We start from the raw sequence: 21,824 nt of genomic DNA, 5'->3' as shown, positions 1-21,824 counted from the left end.
GTTGAGGAGGGAAGACAAAGGGAGCACCGAAGTGCTCCCCTGATGGCCTGATCCGTACGGAGGTCCTAGGCGGGTGCGGCCAGTTCGGCCCAGACCGTCTTGCCGGGAGCGCCCGTCGTGCGGTCGATCCCCCAGTCGAGGCAGAGGCGCTGCACGATGAACATGCCGTGTCCGCCCGGCCGCCCGGCGCGGTGCGGGGTGCGGGGCGCGGGCTGGCCGGCCCCGCGGTCGGCGACCTCCAGGCGCAGCACCTTGCCCCGGCGTACCACGCGCAGCGTCTCGGGGCCCTCGGCGTGCAGGCACGCGTTGGTCACCAGCTCGGAGACGACGAGCAGGACGTCCTCGGCGGCGGCCCTGGCGTCGGCGGACGTGGCCGGCAGCCAGCCCCAGTCGTACAGCGCGGTCCTGGTGAAGTCGCGGGCGAGCGGAACGGTGCCGCTGGTGGCGCCGAGCGCGAGCGTGCGTACGTCCGGAGCGGCGGTGTCCACGACCGGACCCACCGACTCCTCGATCTCCCTGCCACCGGCAGCAGTGTCCATCAGCGCTTTCACCTCACCGATTCACCAGACAGATTCACCAGACAACGGACCAAACCGGGGCTCTTCTGCCCGGTCCTCGGCCGACGACACCCGCCGCATTCAGTCGGGCAGTGCCGCCGCCAGCGATGCGTGCACGGTGAAGACGACGTCCGCACCGGTGATCTCGAAGACCCTGGCCACCACCGGCCGCATCCCCGTCAGATGCACGCCTCCGCCTGCGGCGTCCGCCTTCAGCCGGGCCCCGAGGAGCACGTTGAGGCCCGTGGAGTCGCAGAACTCGAGTCGTGAGCAGTCGACCACGAGTCGTGACCTGCCCGCATCCAGTGCGCGGTCGAGTGGCGCACGCAACACTTCCGCCGTGTGGTGATCGAGCTCACCCGTGGGGGTGAGGATCTCGGTCTCCCCCACGGTGCGGACCTCGACCCGCAGCCGTCCTGGCTGCGCGCTGCCGATGTGCTGGCGGTCCATGCCCGTGCCTCTTCTCGCTCTCGCGGATGCCGGTTGACGTGCCTGAACCATACAAGCGCAAGGCCAAGGCTTGCACCCGAACACCGCAACATACTGTTGCAAAACGGACAATTGACACTTGCAACCAGGTGCGTCGAGCGGGTAGGGCTAGTAGAGGACATTCGAAACGGCCGGCTTGGAGGCGCCGCAAACCGCAGCAGGAAGACACGATGGAGGAGACCATGTCACCCCGGCTCGACGCCCCGCGTACCCCCGACGCGCCGTCGGCAGAAGCAACTCCGCCCCCCACCCTCGCAGAACTTCCCGGGATCACGGAGATCACCGAGATCGCCGAGATCGGGCCCTTCGACCAGGTGGACCCGCTGGACGCGCGGGCCCTGTCGAAGACCCTGTTCGCCCGGCTCGACGCCCTCGAAGAGGGCACCCACGAGTACGCGTACGTCCGCAACACCCTGGTCGAACTCAACCTCGCCCTGGTCAAGTTCGCCGCCTCCCGGTTCCGCTCCCGCAGCGAGCCGATGGAGGACATCATCCAGGTCGGCACGATCGGTCTCATCAAGGCCATCGACCGCTTCGAGCTGGCCAGGGGCGTCGAGTTCCCCACCTTCGCGATGCCGACGATCGTCGGCGAGATCAAGCGCTTCTTCCGCGACACCTCCTGGTCGGTGCGTGTCCCGCGAAGGCTCCAGGAACTCCGCCTCGACCTCGCCAAGGCCGGGGACGACCTGTCCCAGCGGCTCGACCGGGCGCCGACCGTCGGCGAACTCGCCGAGGAACTGCACCTGAGCCGCGACGAGGTCGTCGAGGGCATGGCCGCCAGCAACGCGTACACCGCGAGCTCGCTGGACGCCCAGCCCGACGAGGACGACGGCGAGGGCGCGCTCGCCGACCGGATCGGCTACGAGGACCACGGCATCGAGGGCATCGAGTACATCGAGTCCCTCAAGCCGATGATCGCCTCGCTGCCGGCCAGGGACCGGCGCATCCTCTCGCTCCGCTTCGTCGCCGGCATGACCCAGTCCGAGATCGGCGAGGAGTTGGGCATCTCCCAGATGCACGTCTCCCGGCTGCTTTCGCGGACGCTGGGGCGGCTGCGCAAGGGACTGACCCTGGAGGAGTGAGCCTCCTGCCCCCGGGCGAGTGGTTCTCCGCTCCCCCTGAGCGCCTCCAAGAGCCTTGTGGAAAGGGCCTGTTCCCCTCGGGACGGGCCCTTCCGCGTTATTGACGGGCCGCCCGGAATGGGACACATTGAGGCCGGGGTTCAGGGGGGAATCGCATGGTTTCTGCGTACGCGGAACTGGAAGAGCGCATGCGCGGCCGGCTCGGGGGCAGGGAGTGCCTCCATGTGCCGTCGTGCCGCTTCGGTCTCTATCTCGCGCTGCGCCACTGGTGCAGACCCGGCGGCCGTGTGCTGATGTCGCCGGTCAACGACGACGTGATCTTCTTCGTGGTCCTCGCCGCCGGGCTCCGCCCGGTCCAGGCGCCGCTCGACCCGCGCGACGGCTCGATCGACCCGGCCGCCGTGCCCGAGTCCCTCTGGAGCGGACTCTCCGCCGTACTGACCACGAATCTGTACGGGAATCCCGACCCGGCTCCCGAACTGCGCGCCCACTGCGACGCCCGGGGCATCCCGCTCCTGGAGGACGCCGCGCACGCCATCGGCTCGACGGTCGGCGGCCGCCCGGTCGGCACCTGGGGCGAGGCCTCCGTCTTCAGCCTCTCCAAGCACACCGGGGCGAAGACCGGGGGCTTCCTGGCCTTCGACGACCCCGCCCTGCGGGGCGAACTGACTGCCGCTCGGGACGAGTTGCTCCATCCGTCCCGTACGAGCGCCGAACTGGCCTATCTCGTAAGGCCGTACGCCGAAGCCACCGTACGGGGACTGCGCCTGGTGAAGGCGGCGCACGCGACGCTGCGGCTGCTCGGGCAGCAGGAGCGCGAGGAGATCCGGATGCCGCTGCGGGCCGGTGAGCTGAAGCAGGCGCTCGCCGCCGCGCCGGGACTCGCGCCCTTCCACTCCTGGGTCCGCGTCGACATGCACGACTACCGCCTCGGGCCGGGACCGGGCCGGCTGCGCCGTACGGAGAGGCTCCTGGCCCGCCTGGATGCCACGCTCGCCGCGCACAGGACCGGAACGGAACGGCTGCTCGGGACCGAATGGGCACGCGGCGGCGGGGAGGCGGAACCGGGAGCGAGGGCACGGGGAGCGAGGGAACCGAGGGGAGGGGAGCCCGGGGAGGTCCAGCCGCTCTTCCGGGTCCCGCTGCTCGTCGAGGACCGGGACGCGGCCATCGCCGCACTCGCCCGCCGCCGGATCGTCACCGGCTACCTCTACGACCCGCCGCTCGACACCTACGCGGGCGAGCTGTTCACCGACCTCTCCCCCGACCCCGGACCGGCGTCCTGGTTCGCCCGCCACGCGCTGCCGGTGGACCCACGGCGGGCCGGTGAGGTGATCGAGACGCTGCGCGCCGCGGGCGTCCGGCCGGTGCGGTACGGCGACGACCGTGGCTGAGGCCGTCCGGCTGCACAAGGCGGAGGGGCCGAAGGGGGAGGGGCCGAAGGGGGAGGAACGGGAGCCGGGACGGGACGACGGCTCCGTGCCCGGGACCGGCCCCGAGGGGACCGACGTGGCCCATGGGTCCCCTGGGCCCCCAGGGCCCGACGGCGCCTCCGGCGGGGACTCGATGTTCCGCAACGCGTACGCGCTCATGCTCTCCACCGGCGTCTCCGCCGCGCTCGGGCTCGGATTCTGGCTCGTCGCCGCCCGGTACTACTCGGAGGAGGCCGTCGGGCAGGGCTCCGCCGCCATCGCCGCGCAGCGCCTGCTCGCCTCCCTCACCGCGACGACCATGATCGGCGCGGTCGTCCGCTACGTCCCCCGGGCCGGCCGCGCCACCGGCCCCCTCGTCGGGCGGATCTACCTGGTCAGCTCCGTCGTCGTCACCCTGGCCTGCGGGATCTTCCTGCTGACCCTGGACTGGTGGGGCCCCTCGTACGCACCGCTCGGCTCGCTCTCCGCCGGGCTCTTCTTCACCGCCTCCTGCGTCGGCTGGGCCCTGCTCACGCTCCAGGACGGCGTCCTCACCGGCCTCAGACGCGCCTTCTGGGTGCCCGTGGGCAACGCCGGCTTCTCCATCGGCAAGCTGCTCCTGCTCGCCGCCTTCGCCACCACGATGCCCGTCCTCGGCGTCTTCGTGTCCTGGTCGGCGGCGATCGCCCTCTCCGTCGTCCCGCTCGGCTGGCTCGTCTTCCGCCGCCTCATCCCCCGGCAGGCCCGCGCCGACCACGACCGGGAGCCGCCCGCCATGCGCGAGATCGGCCGCTTCATGGCCGGGGACTCGGTCGGCGCGCTGTTCAGCCTCGCGATGATCAACCTGCTGCCGGTGATGGTCGCCGTCCGTTTCGACGCCGCGCACAACGCGTTCTTCTACACCGCGTACACCGTCGGCGGCACGATGGAGTTCATGGCCATCAACATGGCCTCCTCGCTCACCGCGCACGCCTCCCACAGCCCGGAGTCGCTCGCCGAGGGCGTACGCGGCGCACTGCGGCGCATGGCGCTGCTGCTCGTCCCCGTCGTCCTCGTCCTGCTGGTCTTCGCGCCGTACATCCTCGCCCCCTTCGGCCCGGACTACGCCGACCACGGCACGACGGTCCTGCGCCTGCTCGCCGCGGCCGCGCTCCCCCGCGTCGCGGTCGAGCTGTACATCGGCGTCCTGCGCGTCCAGGGGCGTACGGGCGCGCTCGCCGTCCTCCAGGGCGCGATGTGCCTGCTCGTCCTCGGCTCCGCGGCGCTGCTCCTCGGCCCGGTCGGCATCTCCGGCGCCGGGCTCGCGATGCTCGGCTCCATGACGCTGATGGCGGCGGCCTCGGCGCCCGGCCTGCGGGCGGCGCTGCGGGGAGGCCGGGAGGAGACCGAGTACGGCACGAGCTGGGCGCGGCGCGCCGCCGAGCGGGAGTGGACGCCGCGGGGCGCCTCGGCGGACACGGTGACCCCGGCCTTCGGTCTCCCGGTGTACGTGCCGAAGCCGCCGCGCCCGGATCCGCGGGCCGGGGAGGACGGTGCGGGGACCTGGCTCTGGCTGCTCCTCGGTCTGACGACCGGGCTCTTCTGGATCCCGCTCGCCCGCGCGGAGACCCTCGGCCCGGGCCGGCTGTCCGGTACGGAACTGATCGCCGCGCTGCCTCCGGTGACCCTCGCCGCCGGGATCCTGCTGGTCGTCCTGCACGGCGCGGTGGTGTCGCCGCGCCGGGTCCGGCCCGTGCTCGCCGCGGCCGTCCTGCTGGCCACGTTCCTGGCCCTGCACACCGCGCCGCCGCTGCTCGGCCTCCGCCCGGACGCGGCGGCGGGCCCCGGCGCCGCCCTCGTGCCCGCCGCCGCCCTGGAGGCCCTGCCGATCGCCCTCCAGGCGCTGTGCCTGGCGCTCGCGGCCGTCCTGCTGCGCGTCCTCGGCGCGGGCGTCCGGATCACGGCGTGCGCGGTGTGGGTCCTGGTGTGGGCGGGCTGGGCGGCCCAGCACGCCTTCGCATCGGCGCCGCTGCCGGTCCTCCTGGCCCTGTGCGGGGCCACGATGACGGCGGTGGCGGTACGCGGCCTGCGCCGCCGCTGAGGCTCCGTACCTCGAGCACCCGACCGCCCGGAGCGGGACGGGCTCCGGAGCCACGCGCTCCGGAGCCCTACGGCTCCTGAGAGGGACGGGCTCCGGAGCGGGACGGGCCGCGGCAGTCGGCTAGCTCGCCGCCGGGAAGACGAAGAAGCCGGCCTCCGTGCTGACGTAGCCGTAGCCGGACGTCCTGGAGAACTGCGGCACGCTGTCCGCGGGCAGGTCCTTCGCAAGGACCTTCTTCGTGGTCGCGTCGACGGCGAGCACGGTCTCCCTGCTGTCCTCCGTCGTCCCGTACACCACACCGTTCGAGAGGCGCAGCGGCGTCATGCGCTTCTCGCCCTCCTTCTGCGCCCAGACCTCCGTGCCGTCCGCGACCTGCCACACGGCCGTGCCGCGCTCGGTGGCCGCAGCGGCGAGCCTGCGGTCCGGGGAGAAGAGGGACGAGCCCTCGGTGTTGATCGTGTCACCGGGGATGTCGGCGTAGGCGTACGTCGTGGAGCCGCCGATCTGCCTGCCGGTCGCCAGGTCGTACGTCGCCGTGATCCACGTGTCGCCCGAGAGGGCACCGGCACCCCACGCGGTGAGGATCCGGCCGTCGCGGACGTCGAGGACGCGGACGTTGCCGCTGGTCCGCACGCCCTTGTCGTCCAGCTCCACGCCCTTGGGAGGAGTGACGTCCGCGGTGCTCCAGACCTTCTTGCCGGAGGAGAGCTCGGACATGACGAGCTCCTCCGGCGCCGTCTCGTACGTGGAGCCGTTCTCCACGTGGAAGGTGTACGCGCCGGTGATCAGCGGGGCGTGGCCCTGGCCGCCGTCGATGTCCTTGTTACGGGGGTCGAACGAGCAGCTCGCCTGGGTCCCGGCGCAGGTGACCTGGCGGGGCTGCCCGCCGCCGATCGGGGTGAGCACGAGGGTCGCCCGGTCGTCCTCGGCCTGCTCGATCAGGTGGCCCTCGTGGACGTGGAAGGGAGTGTCGCCCTTGTGCGCGGCCCTGCCCAGCTCGGCACCGTCGGCCCCGTAGACGGTGACCGTCGCGGTCGTGCCCTCCGCGCTCAGTCCGTCGGACTCCGTGGTGGTGCTGGTGCGCACCTCCAGTGCCGGGACGCCGTCGCGCCAGGTCGTGGCGGCGACGTGGTCGGCCGTCACCTTGAGGGTCTTCCGGACAGCGCCGCTCTTCACGTCGCGGAACTCCAGGGTGAGGGGCGCCGATTCATCGCTGGAGTGGAGGATGCCCGTCGTGCCGTCGACCGGGTCGTCCTCGTAGTACCCGCTCCGGGCGTACTCGCCCGTGGCGCTCTTGACGAAGAGGAGGGTGGCGCCGAGGTCGACGGCGTGGGCGGGCGGCAGGCTCCACGCCTGCTTCGCGGCCAGGCCGGGTATCGCGACGCCGCGGTAGACCGGTCCCTCTGCCTTCGGGGCGTCCTTGGGCGCCTCCGAACTCCCCTTCTCCGGCTTCTTGTCGCCCTCCGCACCATCGGAGGACCCGCAGCCCGCGACGAGCCCGAGCGACAGGACGAGGCCCGCGGCCATCACTGTGTACTTGTTCATATCCCCGTTGCTTTCCGCCTGTTGTGCGTGTTTGAGGGTGTTTCCGCAGGTCGACCCGCGTGATCACCACCGCAGAAGCATAGGCAACCGGACTAGCCGCGCGGCACCGGCTGGTTGAAGTACGGGGCGGAACCGGCGTGTCTGTACCCCTCGAGCGCGGGGCCGGAGTTGACGGTCAGATCACAGTTCGGGCCCGGTACGGGCCGGTTCCAGTGGACGTACGCGCGGACCTTCGGCAGCTTCGGTGCGACCTCGGGGATCTCGGCGTACCACTCCCGCTGACGCTCGGGGCGCTTCGGGTCGGGCGCGGTGGAGAACTCCGACAGCATGACCGGCTTGTTCGCGGACACGTTCGCGCGCAGCCACTCGTAGCTCGGCCGCTGACTGGCCTCGAAGTCCAGCCAGTTCGGCGACTTGTGGCACAGGTAGTAGTTGTACTGGTCCATGCCGATCCAGTCGACGTACGCGTCTCCCGGATAGAGGGCCTTCATCGTGTCCTTGTGGCCGAGGTAACCGGACACGGTCCACACCCACACCACGTTCGTCACGCCGAGCTTCTCGAAGCGGTCGCGCAGGTGGCGGTAGGCGGCGACGTACTCGGCCGGGGTCCCGGCACCCTCCTTGATGCGGAAGTCCGTCTCCTGGTCGAAGGAGAAGAAGACCCGCTTGCCGTACGCCTTGATGCGCTTCGCCTGCGGATCGATGATCGACTCGTCGTACATCCCGGAGGCGATGTTCTTCCAGCCGAGCTGGTTCTCGGTCCAGCCGGCGTGGTGCTTCTCCTTCCAGACGGTGGACTCCCAGGCCAGCATCAGCAGCCGGTCACGTCCCAGCTCCCGCTCGTCGGCGGTGAGGAGTTCGCCGTCGACCGGGTTCCCCGACATGTCGTGGTACGTGTAGACCAGGTCCAGCCTGCGGCCGATCTTCTTCTCCAGGGCGTACACCGGCTCGGTGAGCGAGCTGTTCTTGTCGTACGGGACGTAGGCACCCCACCACGCGCCGCACGGCGTGACGAGCTTGGCATCGGGCGCGCAGCGGTCGTCGGCGCCGCCCGTCCGGCTGCTGTAGACCCCTATGACGGCGGCGAGCGCGCCGACGGCGGCGAGGGCGACGGCCATGTGGGCGCGCCGCTGCGGTACCGCATGCCGCCCCGTCATCGCCCGTCACCGGGCTTTCGTTTGGCCCGGAAGCGGACGCGCACGCCCGTGCTCTCGCGCTCGACGGCGCCCCGGGTGGCCGCCGGCAGCGGGACGCCCGGCAGCGCGGCGACGACGGTCACGAAGACGGCCAGCGAGACCAGGAACGCGGTCGTGGAGAAACCCTCCAGGAGGAAGAGGGAGGTCGCCGCGAGCGTCGCGAGCGACAGGCTGACGGGCGCGGCGAGCGCGAGCGCTTCGAGTCGGGCGCCGGGGCGCAGCCCGGTCGGCTGCGGGTGGAGCAGCGCCAGACCGGGCGCGAGGGCGACGAAGGCGAGGACGGGGATCCAGCGCAGTGGGGAGCCGCCCGGCAGCGCGGCGGCGCCGAGCGCGACCCAGCCGGACGCCGCGAGGCCGATTCTGAGCCGGAGGTGTGCGGGTGCCATGGCGTGCGTACTCCCGTGGATCGGTCGGGTGGTGCGGTGGTCAGGGCGTCGATGCCGGCCGTGCGCCGCGGTACTCCAGGACCAGCCCGTGCTCGCTCTCCTCCACCACGCGGAAGAGCGGCGAGCGCTTCAGGTCCTCGCTCAGGGTCCGGAAGCTGCCCGGCGGCAGGTAGCCCTCGCCGATGACCGCCTTCTCCTGCGTCGGGGTGAGGACGACGAACGCAGGGCGGCCCTCGGGGATGCCCCGGGCGAGATAGCCGGCCGGGTCCTTCAGCATCTTCAGGTTCTCGGGTACTTCCTGCTCGGTGAAGAACCAGCGCTCGTAGTGGTCGTAGCGGTAGTACGCGCCCGGGAAGGAGCCGGTGGTGGCGAGGATCAGCGCACCGTCCGGTGCCCGGTCGTAGGCACGGCGGGTGAGGGCGAGTTCGGCCGGGGGGGCGTAGTGCATGCCCTCCTTGCCGTAGTACGAGGGCAGGAATCCGGCCAGCAGGGCGGTGACGGCGAGCGGCAGCGCGACGGCGGCCGTGCGCCGGGCCACCCTGGCGGCCCGGCCGGCCGCGCCCGCCGCCGGGACGAGCGCGGCGGCGGCGAAGAACGCGGTGCCGGGGAGCCCGAACAGGTAGACACGGAAGAGCATTTCGCCGCCGTAGTCGTTGACGGCGAACATGGGCACCGGCGCGGCCGCGGCGAGCAGCAGCGGCAGCGTGCTGCGGACGAGTCTGCGGCGCAGCAGGACGGCCGTGCCGGCGAGCACGGCGAGCGCGAGCACCATCAGGATGTTGGCTGCGCCGACCAGTTCGGGTCCCGGCCCGGTGGGCTCGCCCGCGTACCCGGCGCGGGAGTTGGAGAGCAGGTCGCCCGCCGAGTCCTTCAGGGTGCTCATGGTCTCCAGGAAGAGGACCCGGCCCATGGTGAGGTCCCAGACCAGCATGATCAGTCCGGTGACGAGGAGCAGCCCGACGTTGCGGTAGCGGCGGGTGAGGCAGAGCGCGAAGAGCGTCGCGCAGAGCATCACCGGCGTCAGCTGGTGCGAGGCGTTGATGGTCGCGATCAGCGGGGCGATGATCAGTACGCAGATCGCGCGCTGTTTCGGCGTCGTGGGCGGCGGTACGGCGGCCGCCGCCGGGTCGAGGAGCGTTCGGTCGCGCAGCCGTCCCGCCGACCCGGGCCGGACGAAGTGCCGGACGACGACGGCGAGGACGGTCAGGTAGAGGAGGTAAGAGAAGCCCTGCGGCGACAGGTAGTCCTGGCCGACCCAGTTCGCCAGCTGGAAGATCCACACCCCGGTCCACACGAGCCGCCAGTCGTCGCTGAAGGTGCGGTAGATCAGCAGCAGGACGGGGAGCGTGAGCACGCCCAGGGCGATCGGCGCCCAGTTGACGAACGAGGCCGCCGACTCCACGCCGAAGGCGCGGACGAGCGCCGCGTCGAGCGAGAAGAACCCGGGCCACTGGTCGTACGCGGACATCCCGCCGGACAGCTCGCGCTGCGGGTGCACCGTGCCCTCGACGAGGAGCCGGCTGATCACGGCGTCGTGCTTGGAGGCCCAGGCGTAGCGCACGGAGTCGTACAGGATCGCGGGCGGCGCCTTGAGCGCCACGAGCATCGCGACGCTGTACGCCGCCGGCCACCACGGGGCCGTACCGGCCCGCCGCAGGGCGACCAGGAAACCGCCGGTCAGGACGGCGAGGGAGGCGTAGAACGCGAGCGGGAAGCGGTCGAGGAGGCCGTAGTCGCCGATGTCGCGGAAACCGATCCGCGGCAGCGCGTACGCCCAGAGGACGGCGGCCACGAGCAGCGGCAGCGCGCTGAGGACGGTCTGCGGACCCGGAAGGCGGAGGCGGGTGCGCAGACCGGGTCTGCGGCTCCGCGCGGATGTGTCCGCCTCCGCGTGCGGTTCCGTACGCGGTTCCGTACGCGGCTCCGCATCCGGCTCCGCATCCGGTTCCGCCTCCGGTCGCCGGGCGGGGGGAAGCGGCACGTCGCTTCCGGTGGCCGGTGCGGGCACACGCTGTTGCACGGTGGAACTCCCCTTCGAACGCTTCGCCATCAGGTCACGCCCCTCGGGCCCCGGCGGCCGCCTCGACCGCCTCCCACCCGTCGTCAGCCCGCGAACTCCGGCCCGGTGACCAGCGCCCGGGCCCTGCGGTACATCCGCCAGCCCACCGTCGGCAGCGAGTCCGGGTACGGCGCCGCCTTGGCGCCCCGGCCGTCCATCCAGTCCTCCACGTCGGCGACGGTGTGCCCGCGGCGCACGATGAGCCGGGCGATCCTGTACCGCTGGTCGGTCTCGGAGCTGAGCGCGTGCCGGACGGCGACGGCCGAGGCGTATCCGGCGGTCGCGGCGGCCCGGCGTACGGCCGGACTGTTGTAGCCGTGCGGGTAGGCCAGATGCCGGACCTCGTGGCCGAGGACGTCCTCCAGGGCGGCCTTCGGCTCGCGCAGCTCACGCCTGAGCTCCTTCGGCGGCAGCGTGTCGAGCTGTGGGTGGGTGGCGGTGTGCGCCCCGACCTCCATCCCGTACTGCTCCAGGAGAGGTGCCTGGCTCAGCGCCATCATCGGCGCGGGCGGCAGCAGACAGACCTGCCCCGGGGTGATCGCGCCGGTGGTCAGATACGCGGTGGCGGGCAGCTCGCGGGCGGCGAGGGCCTCGGCCGTCGGACCGGGCAGGTCGGCGAACCCGTCGTCGAAGGTGAGGACGACCGGCCGGGGCGGCAGCGGGGCGCGCCCGGTGAAGTGGTCGGCGAGGACACCGATGGTGACGGGTGTCCGTCCGCTGTCGACGATCGCGTCGAGCTGCGCCTCGAACTCCTTGGGCGTGACGGTGAATTCGGCGATCCAGGCGGGCGGTTCCTCCATCACGGCGTGGTAGAGGAGGACCGGGATACGGGTGTGGGCGGGCGCGCTCATCTCGTACCCCGCATCCGCAGCCGGGCCTTGGCGTAACCGAGCGGTCCGTAGAGCATGCCGCGTCGCTCCAGTCGGGAGAGGCTGCGAGGCCAGGGATGGGTGTGGGTGCCGTGCTCGCCGGGAACCCCGCCGCCCTCGGCATGGCGGCTGGCGGTCATGTTCCTGGCGTGGGCGAGCCCGCGGGGCAGCCGCGCGAGGAGCGCGGGCAGCAGGGCGGGTCGGCGTACGAGGGTGGCGGTGAGGTACGCGGTGAGACCGGCGCCGTACCCGAACGCCTGGTTCCGCACGTCCTGCCAGCTCTCGCGGTGGTGGTGCCAGACGAGGGCGTCGGCGGTGTAGCGGAGCCGGAATCCGGCGGAGAGGACGGCGACGAAGGCGTACAGGTCGTCCCCGCCCCGGGCCGTCGTCCCGGTACCGGTGGCCGGATCGAAGCCGCCCGCGGCCTCCAGGGCCCGGGTCCGGAACGCCATGTTGGCGCCGGAGCCGAAGCTGCCCGCGGTGAACGGGAAGAGCGGTTCGTCGGCGGGCGGGCGCACCGGGTCGTACAGCCGGGGCGCGAAGCCCTTGGCGAAGCCGCCGTGGGACTCCAGCAGGATCTGGGCGGGGGTCCGCAGGCGCGCGGGCAGGATGAGGCCGGTGACGCAGCCGAGCCGCGGATCGGCGGCGAAGGGCGCGGTGAGGGCGGTCAGCCAGTGCGGGTCGGCCACGACGTCGTCGTCGGTGAAGGCGACGACGTCCGCGCGGGTGTGCGCGAGGCCGGTGTTGTGGGCGACGGCGAGCCCGGGGGTGTCCTCGCGGACGTACCTGACGCGGTCGCCGTACGCGCCTGTGACCAGCTCTTCGGTGGCGCGTGTGACGGGCGCGTTGTCGACGACGACGATCTCGTAGTCGGGGTGGTCCTGGTCGAGGAGCGAGTCCAGGGCGCGGGCGAGCTGGTCGGCGCGCTCACGGGTGGCGACGACGACGCTCGCGCGGGGCGGGGCGGGGCGGTGCCCGGGGCGCGGGGCGTCGTCGAGGAGGGTCTCCTCGGGACGGGCCTCGCCGAGGCGGGGGCGGGCGAGGGCGGCGAGCGTGTTCGCCGGGTCCGCCCCGTCCGGTACGTGCCCGAGCACGGTGGCCGCGGGCCTGCCCCGGAGCCGGACGAGCGCGTAGACGTCTCCGGGCCCGGGCGGCGGGCCGCCGGGGGCCGGGCGGAGGGAGAGGACGGGTCCGTCGGGCGAGCCGAGGTCGAGGTCGGCGACGGAGAGGGCGTGTGGTGGTCGCATGTGCGTGTCCCCGTTGTCGGCTCAGGCCCGGCCGGTGTCGCCGCCGCCGGCGCTGCCGCGCAGGCGGGCGATCCGGTTGAGCGTGCGGCGGCCGCGCGCGGCGAGCGCCGGCCGGTTGCGTACGAAGCTGTGGGCGCGGCGGGAGGGCTCGCGGGAGAGCCAGTGGAGCCCGGCGCGTAACCCGGGCCGGGTCACCGACCCCTCGTACACGGTGAGTTCGCCGGTCTTCAGCGCGTCCTTGTACTCGGCGTCGCCGCGGCCGAGGTCGAGCATCCCGATCCCGGCCGCGGCGGCGGCCTCGGCCATCCGCAGATGGAGGACGAGGCCGGGCGAGTACTTCGCGAACTCGGGGTCGTAGGAGGGGAACCAGCAGGAGAGGACCGTGCGGGAGCGCAGCCCGAAGTGGGCGGCGACGGGCCGGTCGCCGGCGTAGAGGACGGACAGGACACCGGAGCAGCCGGGCGCGCGCAGCTCGTGCAGGCGTCGCACGAGGGTGTTGATCCACTCCTTGGCGAAGCGGTCGCGCCGGCCGGTCCTGCGGTACTGGGCGGACTTCCACGCCATGAGGGTGCGCAGGGCGGCCGGATCGCGCTCGTCGAAGACGAACCGGGTGGGGCCGACCTGGCGCCCGAGGCGGCGCTCCTTGGCGAGGGTGGTCTTGAGGAACTTGGGCGACTGGGCGCGCAGGACGTCCTCGTACGCGGCGTAGCCCTCGCCGATGTCGATCACGGGCGAGCCGAACGACTCGGCGGCCTCGCCCAGGAAGGCAGCCTGCCCGGCCTCCAGGTTGTCGAACTCCCAGGCGGAGAGCCCGCAGAGGCGCAGCAGCGCGCGGGGCGAGGGCGCGAGGCCGGGGCGGGTGACGGCGCCCTGGCAGTCGGAGACCCCGAGCCCGACGGCCCTCCCGCGCCCGAACGACGCCTTCTCGTACGGGAAGAACCCGACGGGCTCCCCGTCCTCCCACCAGACGGCCACCCGCACGCGGGGCCGCACCTCGGCGACGGCCCGCGTGAACTCGGGCCCCATGAACGGGTTCTCGGGAGCCCCGGACTTCCCCCGTAACTCCCGCCACGCCTCGTCCTCGCGGTCGGTCAGCTCCCCCGGCTTCACGATCTGCACGAACTGCCTGCGGCTGCCGCCCTGTTCGCGGACAGCCTGATGACGGACAGCGCTCAACTCCGACCCCCCGGTCTTCCCCCCTGAGTCCTGCCGCTACAGGACGGTACCGGTCGAAAACCCTCCGGGACAGGGCACTCGGCCTATCTGTGACTGAGGGGGACTCATGATGATCAAGCGACCGATGGGACACCTGGATCGCGGCCGGACGCGACCCGGTCGTGGGTGAACCGGCGTTCCACGACATCCCGTTGAAAAGGACGGGGGTAAGAACCGCTTCCACCCAAACCCGACGACTCACACCATCAGGTGACAAGGTGACAGAACGGCCGGTCGGCGCGGTACGGTCGCGCCAACTTGCATATGCCGCAAACGAATTCGGCCCCCGCCGGGACTGGCATCCCGAACGAGGGCCTGATCATCAAGGAAGTCAGACCTTCCCCATGACTGCAACGCAGCTTAGTGCGCCCGCACCCTCCCGCGCCGGTGTGACGCACGTACGTCACCGTCACGACGAGAAGTTCACCGTCGTGGGCAACCATCTCGCCCAGCACAAGGACCTTTCCGCCTGCGCGATCGGTGTCGGGGTGTACATCCAGTCGCTGCCCGACGGCGCTCTCGTCGGCATCAAGGTGCTCGCGCATCGCTTCCGCGAGGGCGAGTCCCGGATCGCCGGGGCTCTGAGGGAGCTGGAGGCCGCCGGTTATCTGAAGCGGCAGGTCGTCCGGGGTGAGAACCTGACCTCACCAGGTCTCCCTGGCGAGGTCAGGCCGGGTCGCAGTCGGGCCGTGATCAGATCACGCGCGTTCCGCGGCGCCAGACCTCCGTCACCAGGGGGACGCCCGGGCGGTAGGCCAGGTGGACGTGGGACGGGGCGTCCAGGATCGTGAGGTCCGCGGCGGAGCCGGGGGTGAGGTGGCCGACGTCCGCGCGGCGGAGGGCCGCCGCGCCGCCCGCCGTGGCCGACCAGACCGCCTCGTCCGGGGTCATGCCCATGTCCCGGACCGCCAGCGCGATGCAGAACGGCACGGACGAGGTGAAGGACGAGCCCGGGTTGCAGTCCGTGGACAGGGCCACCGTCGCGCCCGCGTCCAGGAGGCGGCGGGCGTTCGGCCACTCGGCGCGGGTGGAGAACTCCGCGCCCGGGAGGAGCGTCGCGACCGTCGACGACTGCGCCAGGGCGTCCACGTCGGCGTCCGTGAGGTGCGTGCAGTGGTCCGCGCTCGCCGCGTCCAGCTCCACCGCCAGCTGGACACCGGGGCCGTACGAGAGCTGGTTCGCGTGCACCCGGGGGTGGAGGCCCCGCGCCTTGCCGGCGGTGAGGATCGCCCGCGCCTGGTCCCCGTCGAACGCGCCCTTCTCGCAGAAGACGTCCACCCAACGGGCGTACGGCGCACAGGCGTCGAGCATGTCGCCCGTGACGAGGTCCACGTACGCGCCCGGGTCGTCGGCGTACTCCGGCGCGACGATGTGGGCGCCGAGGTAGGTGACCTCGTCGGTGTGCGCGGCGGCGATGCGCAGCGCGCGCGCCTCGTCCTCGACCGTCAGTCCGTAGCCGGACTTCGTCTCGAAGGTGGTCGTCCCCTGGGCGAGGGCCTCGCGCAGATAGCGGGCGACGTTCGCCGAGAGCGCCTCGTCGCTCGCCGCGCGCGTCGCCGCGACCGTCGTGCGGATGCCGCCCGCCTTGTACGCCTGGCCCGACATCCGCGCGTTGAACTCCGCCGTGCGGTCGCCCGCGAAGACGAGGTGCGAGTGGGAGTCCACGAACCCCGGGATCACGGCCCTGCCGCCGGCGTCGACCCGGTTGTCAGTGGCGGGTGCTTTGCTTGATCCACCGACCCAGACGACACGGTCGCCTTCGATGACGACGGCCGCGTCCTGGATCAGACCCAGGGGCGTTCCATCACCGAGGGAGGGATCGTTGGTGACCAGGCTTGCGATGTTGACGATGGCGGTGGCGGCCGTCGCCACGGCGCTGTTCGCGCTCGTGGGGGCGGAGGTCGCCGCCGGGCTGTTCCTCGTCGCGGGTCCGGTGTTCATGATGCGAGATGTCTCCTTCAGCCGCTTCAGCCGCGCAGGGCGGCGATCGAGTCCGCGAGGGCGCGGGGCACGTCCGGTACGGACTGGTGGACCCCGTCCCGTACGACATGGCGGCCGCCCACGACCGTATGCCGCACATCCGCTGCCGACGCTGCGAATACCGCCGTCTCGGCTGCCAGACGCGGAACCGGTCCCGCTGTCCTGACCGAGTCCAGGGCGATCGTCGTGAAGTCGGCGAGAGCGCCGGGCTCCAGGGTGCCCGCCCGGTCCCAGCCGAGGGCCGCGTGTCCGTCGGCGGTCGCGGCCCGCAGCAGCGCGGCGGCCGTCCAGTGGCCACGCGTGCGGGAGCGGAGGCGCTCGTTGAGCTCCATCGCCCGGGCCTCCTCCAGGAGGTCGATGACCGCGTGGCTGTCGCTGCCGAGCGAGAGCGGGGAGCCCGCGCGCTGGAGGGCGACGGCCGGGCCGATGCCGTCCGCGAGGTCGCGTTCGGTCGTCGGGCACATGCAGGTGCCCGTCGTCGAGGAGCCGATGAGCGCGATGTCCCCGTCCGTGAGGTGGGTGTTGTGGACGCCGGTCGTCAGCGGTCCGAGGACACCGTGGTCGGCGAGGAGCTGGGTCGGGGTGCGGCCGTGGGCCGCGAGGCAGGCGTCGTTCTCGGCCGTCTGCTCGGAGAGATGGACGTGCAGCGGTACGCCCCGCTCCTGCGCCCAGCTCGCCACCGTCGACAGCTGGTCGGCCGGGACGGCGCGCACGGAGTGGATCGCCGCTCCGATGCGTACGCCCTCGCGCTCCTTCAGCCGGGAGACGCGCTCCGCCCACGCGTCGGCCGTGCCGTCGGAGAAGCGGAGCTGATGGCGGTCGGGGGCGGCGCCGAAGCCGGAGGAGAGGTACGCCGTGTCGAGGAGGGTGATCCGGATGCCCGCGTCGGACGCCGCCTGGACGAGGGCCTCGCCCATCGCGTTGGGGTCGGCGTACGGGGTGCCGCCGGGGGCGTGGTGGAGGTAGTGGAACTCGCCGACGGCCGTGATGCCGGCGAGCGCCATCTCCGCGTACACGGCCCGCGCGAGCGCGTGGTACGACTCCGGAGTCAGCCGGGACGCGACCTGGTACATGATCTCGCGCCAGGTCCAGAAGGTGCCGGAGCCGACCTGGACGGTGGAGCGCAGGGCGCGGTGGAAGGCGTGCGAGTGGGCGTTGGCCAGGCCGGGGATCGTCAGTCCGCGCAGGACGACGGCGCCGGGCGGCGGGGTGGTGCCGCCCGCCCCCGAGGTGGCCCGCGCGGTGGTCTCCGCGCCGGCTCCGGCTCCCGGTCCCGCTCCCGCGTCGGCTCCCGTACGGACCGCCGTGATCCGGCCGTCCGCGACCTCCAGCACCACGCCGGGCTCGACGTTCGTGTCGAGCCAGGCGTGTTCCAGCCAGTACGTCGTCACCTGCACGCCAGTCCTTCCAGTACGTCGGCGAGCGCGAGCACTCCGGCCACGCAGTCGTCCTCGGCCGCGAACTCGGCCGGGGAGTGCGAGACGCCCGTGGGGTTCCGTACGAACAGCATGGCGGTCGGGATCGACTCGGACAAAATGCCCGCGTCGTGTCCGGCGCCGGTGCCGAGGACCGGGGTCTTCTCACCCAGGACGGAGGCGATCTCGTCCCGGAGGGCGTGGGCGAACTCGACGACGGGCGTGAAGGACTCCCGTACGACCGTGAGGTCGATGCCGTGGCGGGCCGCGTGGTCCCGGGAGGCCGTCTCGATGCCGGCGATGACGGTGTCCAGGGCGTCCTGGTCGGCGGCGCGGGCGTCGAGCCAGCCGCGGACGAGGGAGGGGATCGCGTTGACGCCGTTCGGCTCGACGGCGATCTTGCCGAAGGTGGCGACGGCGCCCGCGAGTTCGGCCTCGCGCCGGGCGGAGAGGACGGTCTCGGCGTAGGTGAGCATCGGGTCGCGGCGGTCGACGAGGCGGGTGGTGCCCGCGTGGTTGGCCTCGCCCGCGAAGTCGTACCGCCAGCGTCCGTGCGGCCAGATCGCCGACGCGATGCCGACGGCGTCGCCGGACAGGTCCAGGGCGCGGCCCTGCTCGACGTGGAGCTCGACGAAGGCGCCGATCCGGGCGAGGCGCTCGGCGTCGGGTCCGATGGCGTCCGGGTCGTGACCGGCGGCCTCCATGGCCTGCGGGAGGCTGATGCCGTCGGCGTCGCGGAGCTCGTACGCCTGCTCCTTCGTCAGCCGGCCCGCGGTGAGGCGGGAGCCGACGCAGGCGAGGCCGAAGCGGGCGCCTTCCTCGTCGCCGAAGTTGGTGATGGCGAAGGGGCGCTTGAACTGGACCCCGCGGGAGCGGAGTTCGTCGAGCGCGGCGAAGGCCGATACGACGCCGAGGGGGCCGTCGAAGGCGCCGCCGTCGGGCACGGAGTCCAGGTGCGAGCCGGTGACGACCGCGTCACCGGCCGCGGGGTCGCCGAGCCAGGCCCACTGGTTGCCGTTCCGGTCGACCTCGTAGTTCAGGCGGCGGGCCTCGGCCTGCATCCGGAACCAGAGCCGGCAGTCGGCGTCTGCGCCGGTCCAGGCGTAGCGGCGGTAGCCGCCCGAGGCGTCGCTGCGGCCGTTGGGCCGCAGCGAACGCCACATGGCGTGGAACGTCTCGCTCACGCGGAGTCACCCTCGCGCATCGGGACCCGTACGCCCTTCTCCTGCGCCACCCGCTCCGCGATGTCGTAGCCCGCGTCGACGTGGCGGATGACGCCCATGCCCGGGTCGTTCGTCAGGACGCGGCGGATCTTCTCGCCGGCCAGCTTCGTGCCGTCCGCCACGGAGACCTGGCCCGCGTGGATGGAGCGGCCCATGCCGACGCCGCCGCCGTGGTGGATGGAGACCCAGGAGGCGCCGGAGGCGACGTTCACCATGGCGTTCAGGAGCGGCCAGTCCGCGATCGCGTCGGAGCCGTCGAGCATGGCCTCGGTCTCGCGGTACGGGGAGGCCACCGAGCCGCAGTCGAGGTGGTCGCGGCCGATCGCGAGGGGCGCGGCGAGGGTGCCGTTGCCGACCATGTCGTTGAACATGTCGCCCGCCTTGTCGCGCTCGCCCTGGCCGAGCCAGCAGATGCGCGCCGGGAGGCCCTGGAAGTGGACCCGCTCGCCCGCCATCTTGATCCAGCGGTGGAGGGACTCGTTCTCCGGGAAGAGTTCGAGCATCGCCTTGTCGGTCTTCGCGATGTCCGAGGCCTCGCCCGAGAGGGCGGCCCAGCGGAACGGGCCCTTGCCCTCGCAGAACAGCGGGCGGATGTAGGCCGGAACGAAGCCGGGGAAGGCGAACGCGCGGTCGTAGCCCGCGAGCTGGGCCTCGCCGCGGATGGAGTTTCCGTAGTCGAAGACCTCGGCGCCGGCGTCCATGAAGCCGACCATGGCCTCGACGTGCTTGGCCATGGACTCCCGGGCGCGGGTGGTGAAGCCGGCCGGGTCCTTGGCGGCGGCGCTCGCCATGTCGTCGAAGTCGACGCCGACCGGCAGGTAGGAGAGCGGGTCGTGGGCCGAGGTCTGGTCGGTCACGATGTCGATGGGGGCGCCCTCGGCGAGCATCTGCGGCAGCAGTTCGGCCGCGTTGCCGAGGAGGCCGATGGAGAGCGGACGGCGGGCGTCGCGCGCCTCGGTCGCCAGCGCCAGCGCGTGGGCGAGGCTGTCGGCCTTCACGTCGAGGTAGCGGTGCTCGATGCGGCGCTCGATGGCGCGCGGGTCGACGTCGATACAGATCGCGACGCCGTCGTTCATCGTCACGGCGAGCGGCTGGGCGCCGCCCATGCCGCCGAGGCCGGCGGTGAGGGTGATGGTGCCCGCGAGCGTGCCGCCGAACTTCTTCGCGGCGACGGCGGCGAAGGTCTCGTAGGTGCCCTGGAGGATGCCCTGGGTGCCGATGTAGATCCACGAACCGGCCGTCATCTGGCCGTACATGGTCAGCCCCAGCTGCTCCAGGCGCCGGAACTCCTCCCAGTTGGCCCAGTCGCCGACCAGGTTGGAGTTGGCGATGAGCACGCGCGGGGCCCACTCGTGCGTCTGCATGACGCCCACCGGGCGGCCGGACTGGACGAGCATCGTCTCGTCCTGCTTCAGGGTCCGCAGCGTACGCACCATGGCGTCGAAGGAGCGCCAGTCGCGCGCGGCCTTCCCGGTGCCGCCGTAGACGACGAGCTTGTCGGGGTGCTCGGCGACCTCGGGGTCGAGATTGTTCTGCAGCATCCGGAGGGCGGCCTCCTGCTGCCATCCCAGGGTGCTCAGTTCCGTACCGCGCGGGGCCCGTACGGGGCGGGGTCCTGACATGGGTGCCTCCTCCGATGTGACGTAACTATTCACATCCTGGCCTGATGAATAGTTGTAGTCAACAGCTGCGGCGCCACCCGTCCCGGTGGTCCCATGGATCCATGGGATCCCACCGTCGCGATCAGGCCGTCCGCGCCGCCGTCGAGCAGGGCCTCCTCACGCCCTCGTCCGGGCAGGTCGTCGCGCTCCTCGACACCGCCGGAATCCGCGCTTCGGCCGCCGCCCTCGTCTCCGCCTTCGCCGCCGTCACCGACGCCCCGGTCCTGCACGCCTTCGCCGTGAAGGCCTGCCCGCTCGTGCCCGTCCTGCGCCTGCTGGACGCGTGCGGGCTCGGCGCCGAGGTCGCGAGCCCCGGCGAGCTGGCCCTCGCCCGCGCGGCGGGCGTGGCGCCGTCCCGTACGGTGCTCGACTCGCCCGCCAAGACGCCCGCCGAGCTGCGCCAGGCCCTCGCGCTCGGGATCGCCGTCAACGCCGACAACCTCCAGGAGCTGGCCAGGCTGGACGCGCTGATCGCCTCCGCGCCGACCGCCTCCCCCATCGGGATCCGGGTGAACCCGCAGGTCGGAGCCGGTTCGATCGGTGCTCTCTCGACCGCGACCGCCACCTCGAAGTTCGGGGTGGCCCTCCGGGACGAGGGGGCGCGGGAGGCCGTCGTCCAGGCGTACCTGGACCGGCCCTGGCTGACCCGGCTGCACACCCACTCCGGCTCGCAGGGCGTCCCCCTCTCGCTGATGGCGGAGGGCGTCGCGGCCGTGTACGACCTGGCCGAGGAGATCAACGCCAAGGCCGGGCGGCGGCAGATCGACACCGTCGACATCGGCGGCGGACTGCCGGTGAACTTCGCCTCCGACGAGGAGACGCCGACCTACGGCGAGTACGCGGCGCTGCTCGCCGAGACGGCACCCGGTCTCCTCGACGGGCGCTACGGGCTCGTCACCGAGTTCGGCCGCTCGCTGCTCGCCAAGCACGGCACGATCCTCGCCCGCGTCGAGTACACCAAGACCTCCGGCGGACGCCCCATCGCGGTGACCCACGCCGGGGTCCAGGTCGCCACCCGCACCGTCTACGACCCGGCCTCCTGGCCGCTGCGCGTCCTCGCGTACGACTCCGAGGGCCGGCCCCACGCCGGGGAGGAGACCGTCCAGGACGTCGCCGGTCCCGCCTGCTTCGCGGGGGACCTGATTGCCACCGCGCGTCCGCTGCCGCTGCTGGGGCCGGACGACGTCGTGGCGGTGCCGGACACCGGCGCGTACTACTTCGCCCACCACTACGCGTACAACAGCCTGCCCCGGCCGGCCGTCCACGGCTTCACCGTCCGGGACGGCGACGGCGGTGTCTCGTTCTCGGCCGTGCGGCCCGCGCAGAGCACGGACGAGATCGTCGCCGAGGCGGGCGGCGGCCGGGCGGACGCGCTCCTGGACTGACGGACCCCCTCCTGGACCGGCAA

General features: G+C 72.6%; 17 protein-coding genes. 4 read left to right on the top strand and 13 right to left on the bottom strand.

Annotated features, from left to right (window positions below; translation table 11 throughout):
• Positions 1–65 precede the first annotated feature (65 nt).
• Positions 66–539, bottom strand: coding sequence for an ATP-binding protein (locus ACFVGW_RS19845; RefSeq protein WP_385852893.1), 474 nt, complete (start codon positions 537–539; stop codon positions 66–68).
• Positions 540–638: 99 nt separating this feature from the next.
• The gene (locus ACFVGW_RS19840; RefSeq protein WP_352191970.1) at positions 639–1,007 is read right to left on the bottom strand and encodes an STAS domain-containing protein; all 369 of its coding nucleotides are present in this window, start codon (positions 1,005–1,007) and stop codon (positions 639–641) included.
• Positions 1,008–1,216: 209 nt separating this feature from the next.
• On the opposite strand from ACFVGW_RS19840, the gene ACFVGW_RS19835 reads away from it, so the two are divergent.
• From ACFVGW_RS19835 to ACFVGW_RS19825, 3 genes are all read left to right on the top strand, one after another.
• Positions 1,217–2,128: an RNA polymerase sigma factor SigF gene (locus tag ACFVGW_RS19835; RefSeq protein WP_352191969.1), complete on the top strand. Its 912-nt coding sequence runs from the start codon at positions 1,217–1,219 to the stop codon at positions 2,126–2,128.
• A 188-nt stretch (positions 2,129–2,316) separates the two neighbouring features.
• Positions 2,317–3,522 carry a DegT/DnrJ/EryC1/StrS family aminotransferase gene (locus ACFVGW_RS19830; protein ID WP_385852912.1) on the top strand — a complete coding sequence of 402 codons (1,206 nt, stop codon included), beginning with the start codon at positions 2,317–2,319 and terminating at the stop codon, positions 3,520–3,522.
• 85 nt (positions 3,523–3,607) lie between these two features.
• Positions 3,608–5,620, top strand: a complete 2,013-nt coding sequence (locus tag ACFVGW_RS19825) for a lipopolysaccharide biosynthesis protein (protein ID WP_385852911.1) — start codon at positions 3,608–3,610, stop codon at positions 5,618–5,620.
• 120 nt (positions 5,621–5,740) lie between these two features.
• On the opposite strand, the gene ACFVGW_RS19820 is transcribed toward ACFVGW_RS19825, so the two are convergent.
• From ACFVGW_RS19820 to hutU, 11 genes are all read right to left on the bottom strand, one after another.
• Positions 5,741–7,165: a hypothetical protein gene (locus tag ACFVGW_RS19820; RefSeq protein ID WP_385852892.1), complete on the bottom strand. Its 1,425-nt coding sequence runs from the start codon at positions 7,163–7,165 to the stop codon at positions 5,741–5,743.
• Positions 7,166–7,257: 92 nt separating this feature from the next.
• Complete coding sequence (locus ACFVGW_RS19815; protein ID WP_385852891.1) at positions 7,258–8,322, bottom strand: glycosyl hydrolase; 1,065 nt, start codon at positions 8,320–8,322, stop codon at positions 7,258–7,260.
• A complete protein-coding gene (locus ACFVGW_RS19810) occupies positions 8,319–8,747 on the bottom strand; it encodes a hypothetical protein (RefSeq protein WP_385852890.1) in 429 nt (142 codons plus the stop codon). The genes ACFVGW_RS19815 and ACFVGW_RS19810 overlap by 4 nt, the downstream gene beginning before the upstream one ends.
• Positions 8,748–8,787: 40 nt before the next feature.
• Entirely contained in the window at positions 8,788–10,767 is a 1,980-nt protein-coding gene (locus tag ACFVGW_RS19805; RefSeq protein WP_385852889.1) for a hypothetical protein, read from the bottom strand.
• An 83-nt stretch (positions 10,768–10,850) separates the two neighbouring features.
• Positions 10,851–11,657, bottom strand: coding sequence for a polysaccharide deacetylase family protein (locus ACFVGW_RS19800; protein WP_383229165.1), 807 nt, complete (start codon positions 11,655–11,657; stop codon positions 10,851–10,853).
• Positions 11,654–12,922 carry a glycosyltransferase gene (locus ACFVGW_RS19795; RefSeq protein WP_385852888.1) on the bottom strand — a complete coding sequence of 423 codons (1,269 nt, stop codon included), beginning with the start codon at positions 12,920–12,922 and terminating at the stop codon, positions 11,654–11,656. The genes ACFVGW_RS19800 and ACFVGW_RS19795 overlap by 4 nt, the downstream gene beginning before the upstream one ends.
• Before the next feature lie 21 nt (positions 12,923–12,943).
• Positions 12,944–14,041: a GNAT family N-acetyltransferase gene (locus ACFVGW_RS19790; protein ID WP_383291145.1), complete on the bottom strand. Its 1,098-nt coding sequence runs from the start codon at positions 14,039–14,041 to the stop codon at positions 12,944–12,946.
• Between the two features lie 789 nt (positions 14,042–14,830).
• Positions 14,831–16,078: an imidazolonepropionase gene (gene hutI / locus ACFVGW_RS19785; protein WP_385852887.1), complete on the bottom strand. Its 1,248-nt coding sequence runs from the start codon at positions 16,076–16,078 to the stop codon at positions 14,831–14,833.
• 26 nt (positions 16,079–16,104) lie between these two features.
• Complete coding sequence (locus ACFVGW_RS19780; protein ID WP_385852886.1) at positions 16,105–17,514, bottom strand: formimidoylglutamate deiminase; 1,410 nt, start codon at positions 17,512–17,514, stop codon at positions 16,105–16,107.
• Positions 17,505–18,695 carry an allantoate amidohydrolase gene (locus ACFVGW_RS19775; protein ID WP_385852910.1) on the bottom strand — a complete coding sequence of 397 codons (1,191 nt, stop codon included), beginning with the start codon at positions 18,693–18,695 and terminating at the stop codon, positions 17,505–17,507. The genes ACFVGW_RS19780 and ACFVGW_RS19775 overlap by 10 nt, the downstream gene beginning before the upstream one ends.
• 17 nt (positions 18,696–18,712) lie before the next feature.
• Positions 18,713–20,377: a urocanate hydratase gene (hutU, locus tag ACFVGW_RS19770; RefSeq protein WP_385852885.1), complete on the bottom strand. Its 1,665-nt coding sequence runs from the start codon at positions 20,375–20,377 to the stop codon at positions 18,713–18,715.
• A gap of 101 nt (positions 20,378–20,478) precedes the next feature.
• On the opposite strand from hutU, the gene ACFVGW_RS19765 reads away from it, so the two are divergent.
• Complete coding sequence (locus tag ACFVGW_RS19765; RefSeq protein ID WP_385852884.1) at positions 20,479–21,801, top strand: diaminopimelate decarboxylase; 1,323 nt, start codon at positions 20,479–20,481, stop codon at positions 21,799–21,801.
• The last annotated feature ends 23 nt before the right edge of the window (positions 21,802–21,824 follow it).

Source organism: Streptomyces sp. NPDC127129, assembly GCF_042671585.1.
GTDB lineage: Bacteria > Actinomycetota > Actinomycetes > Streptomycetales > Streptomycetaceae > Streptomyces.
Note: the sequence above shows the minus strand (reverse complement) of the source record. Positions and strands in the feature narration are given on the sequence as shown.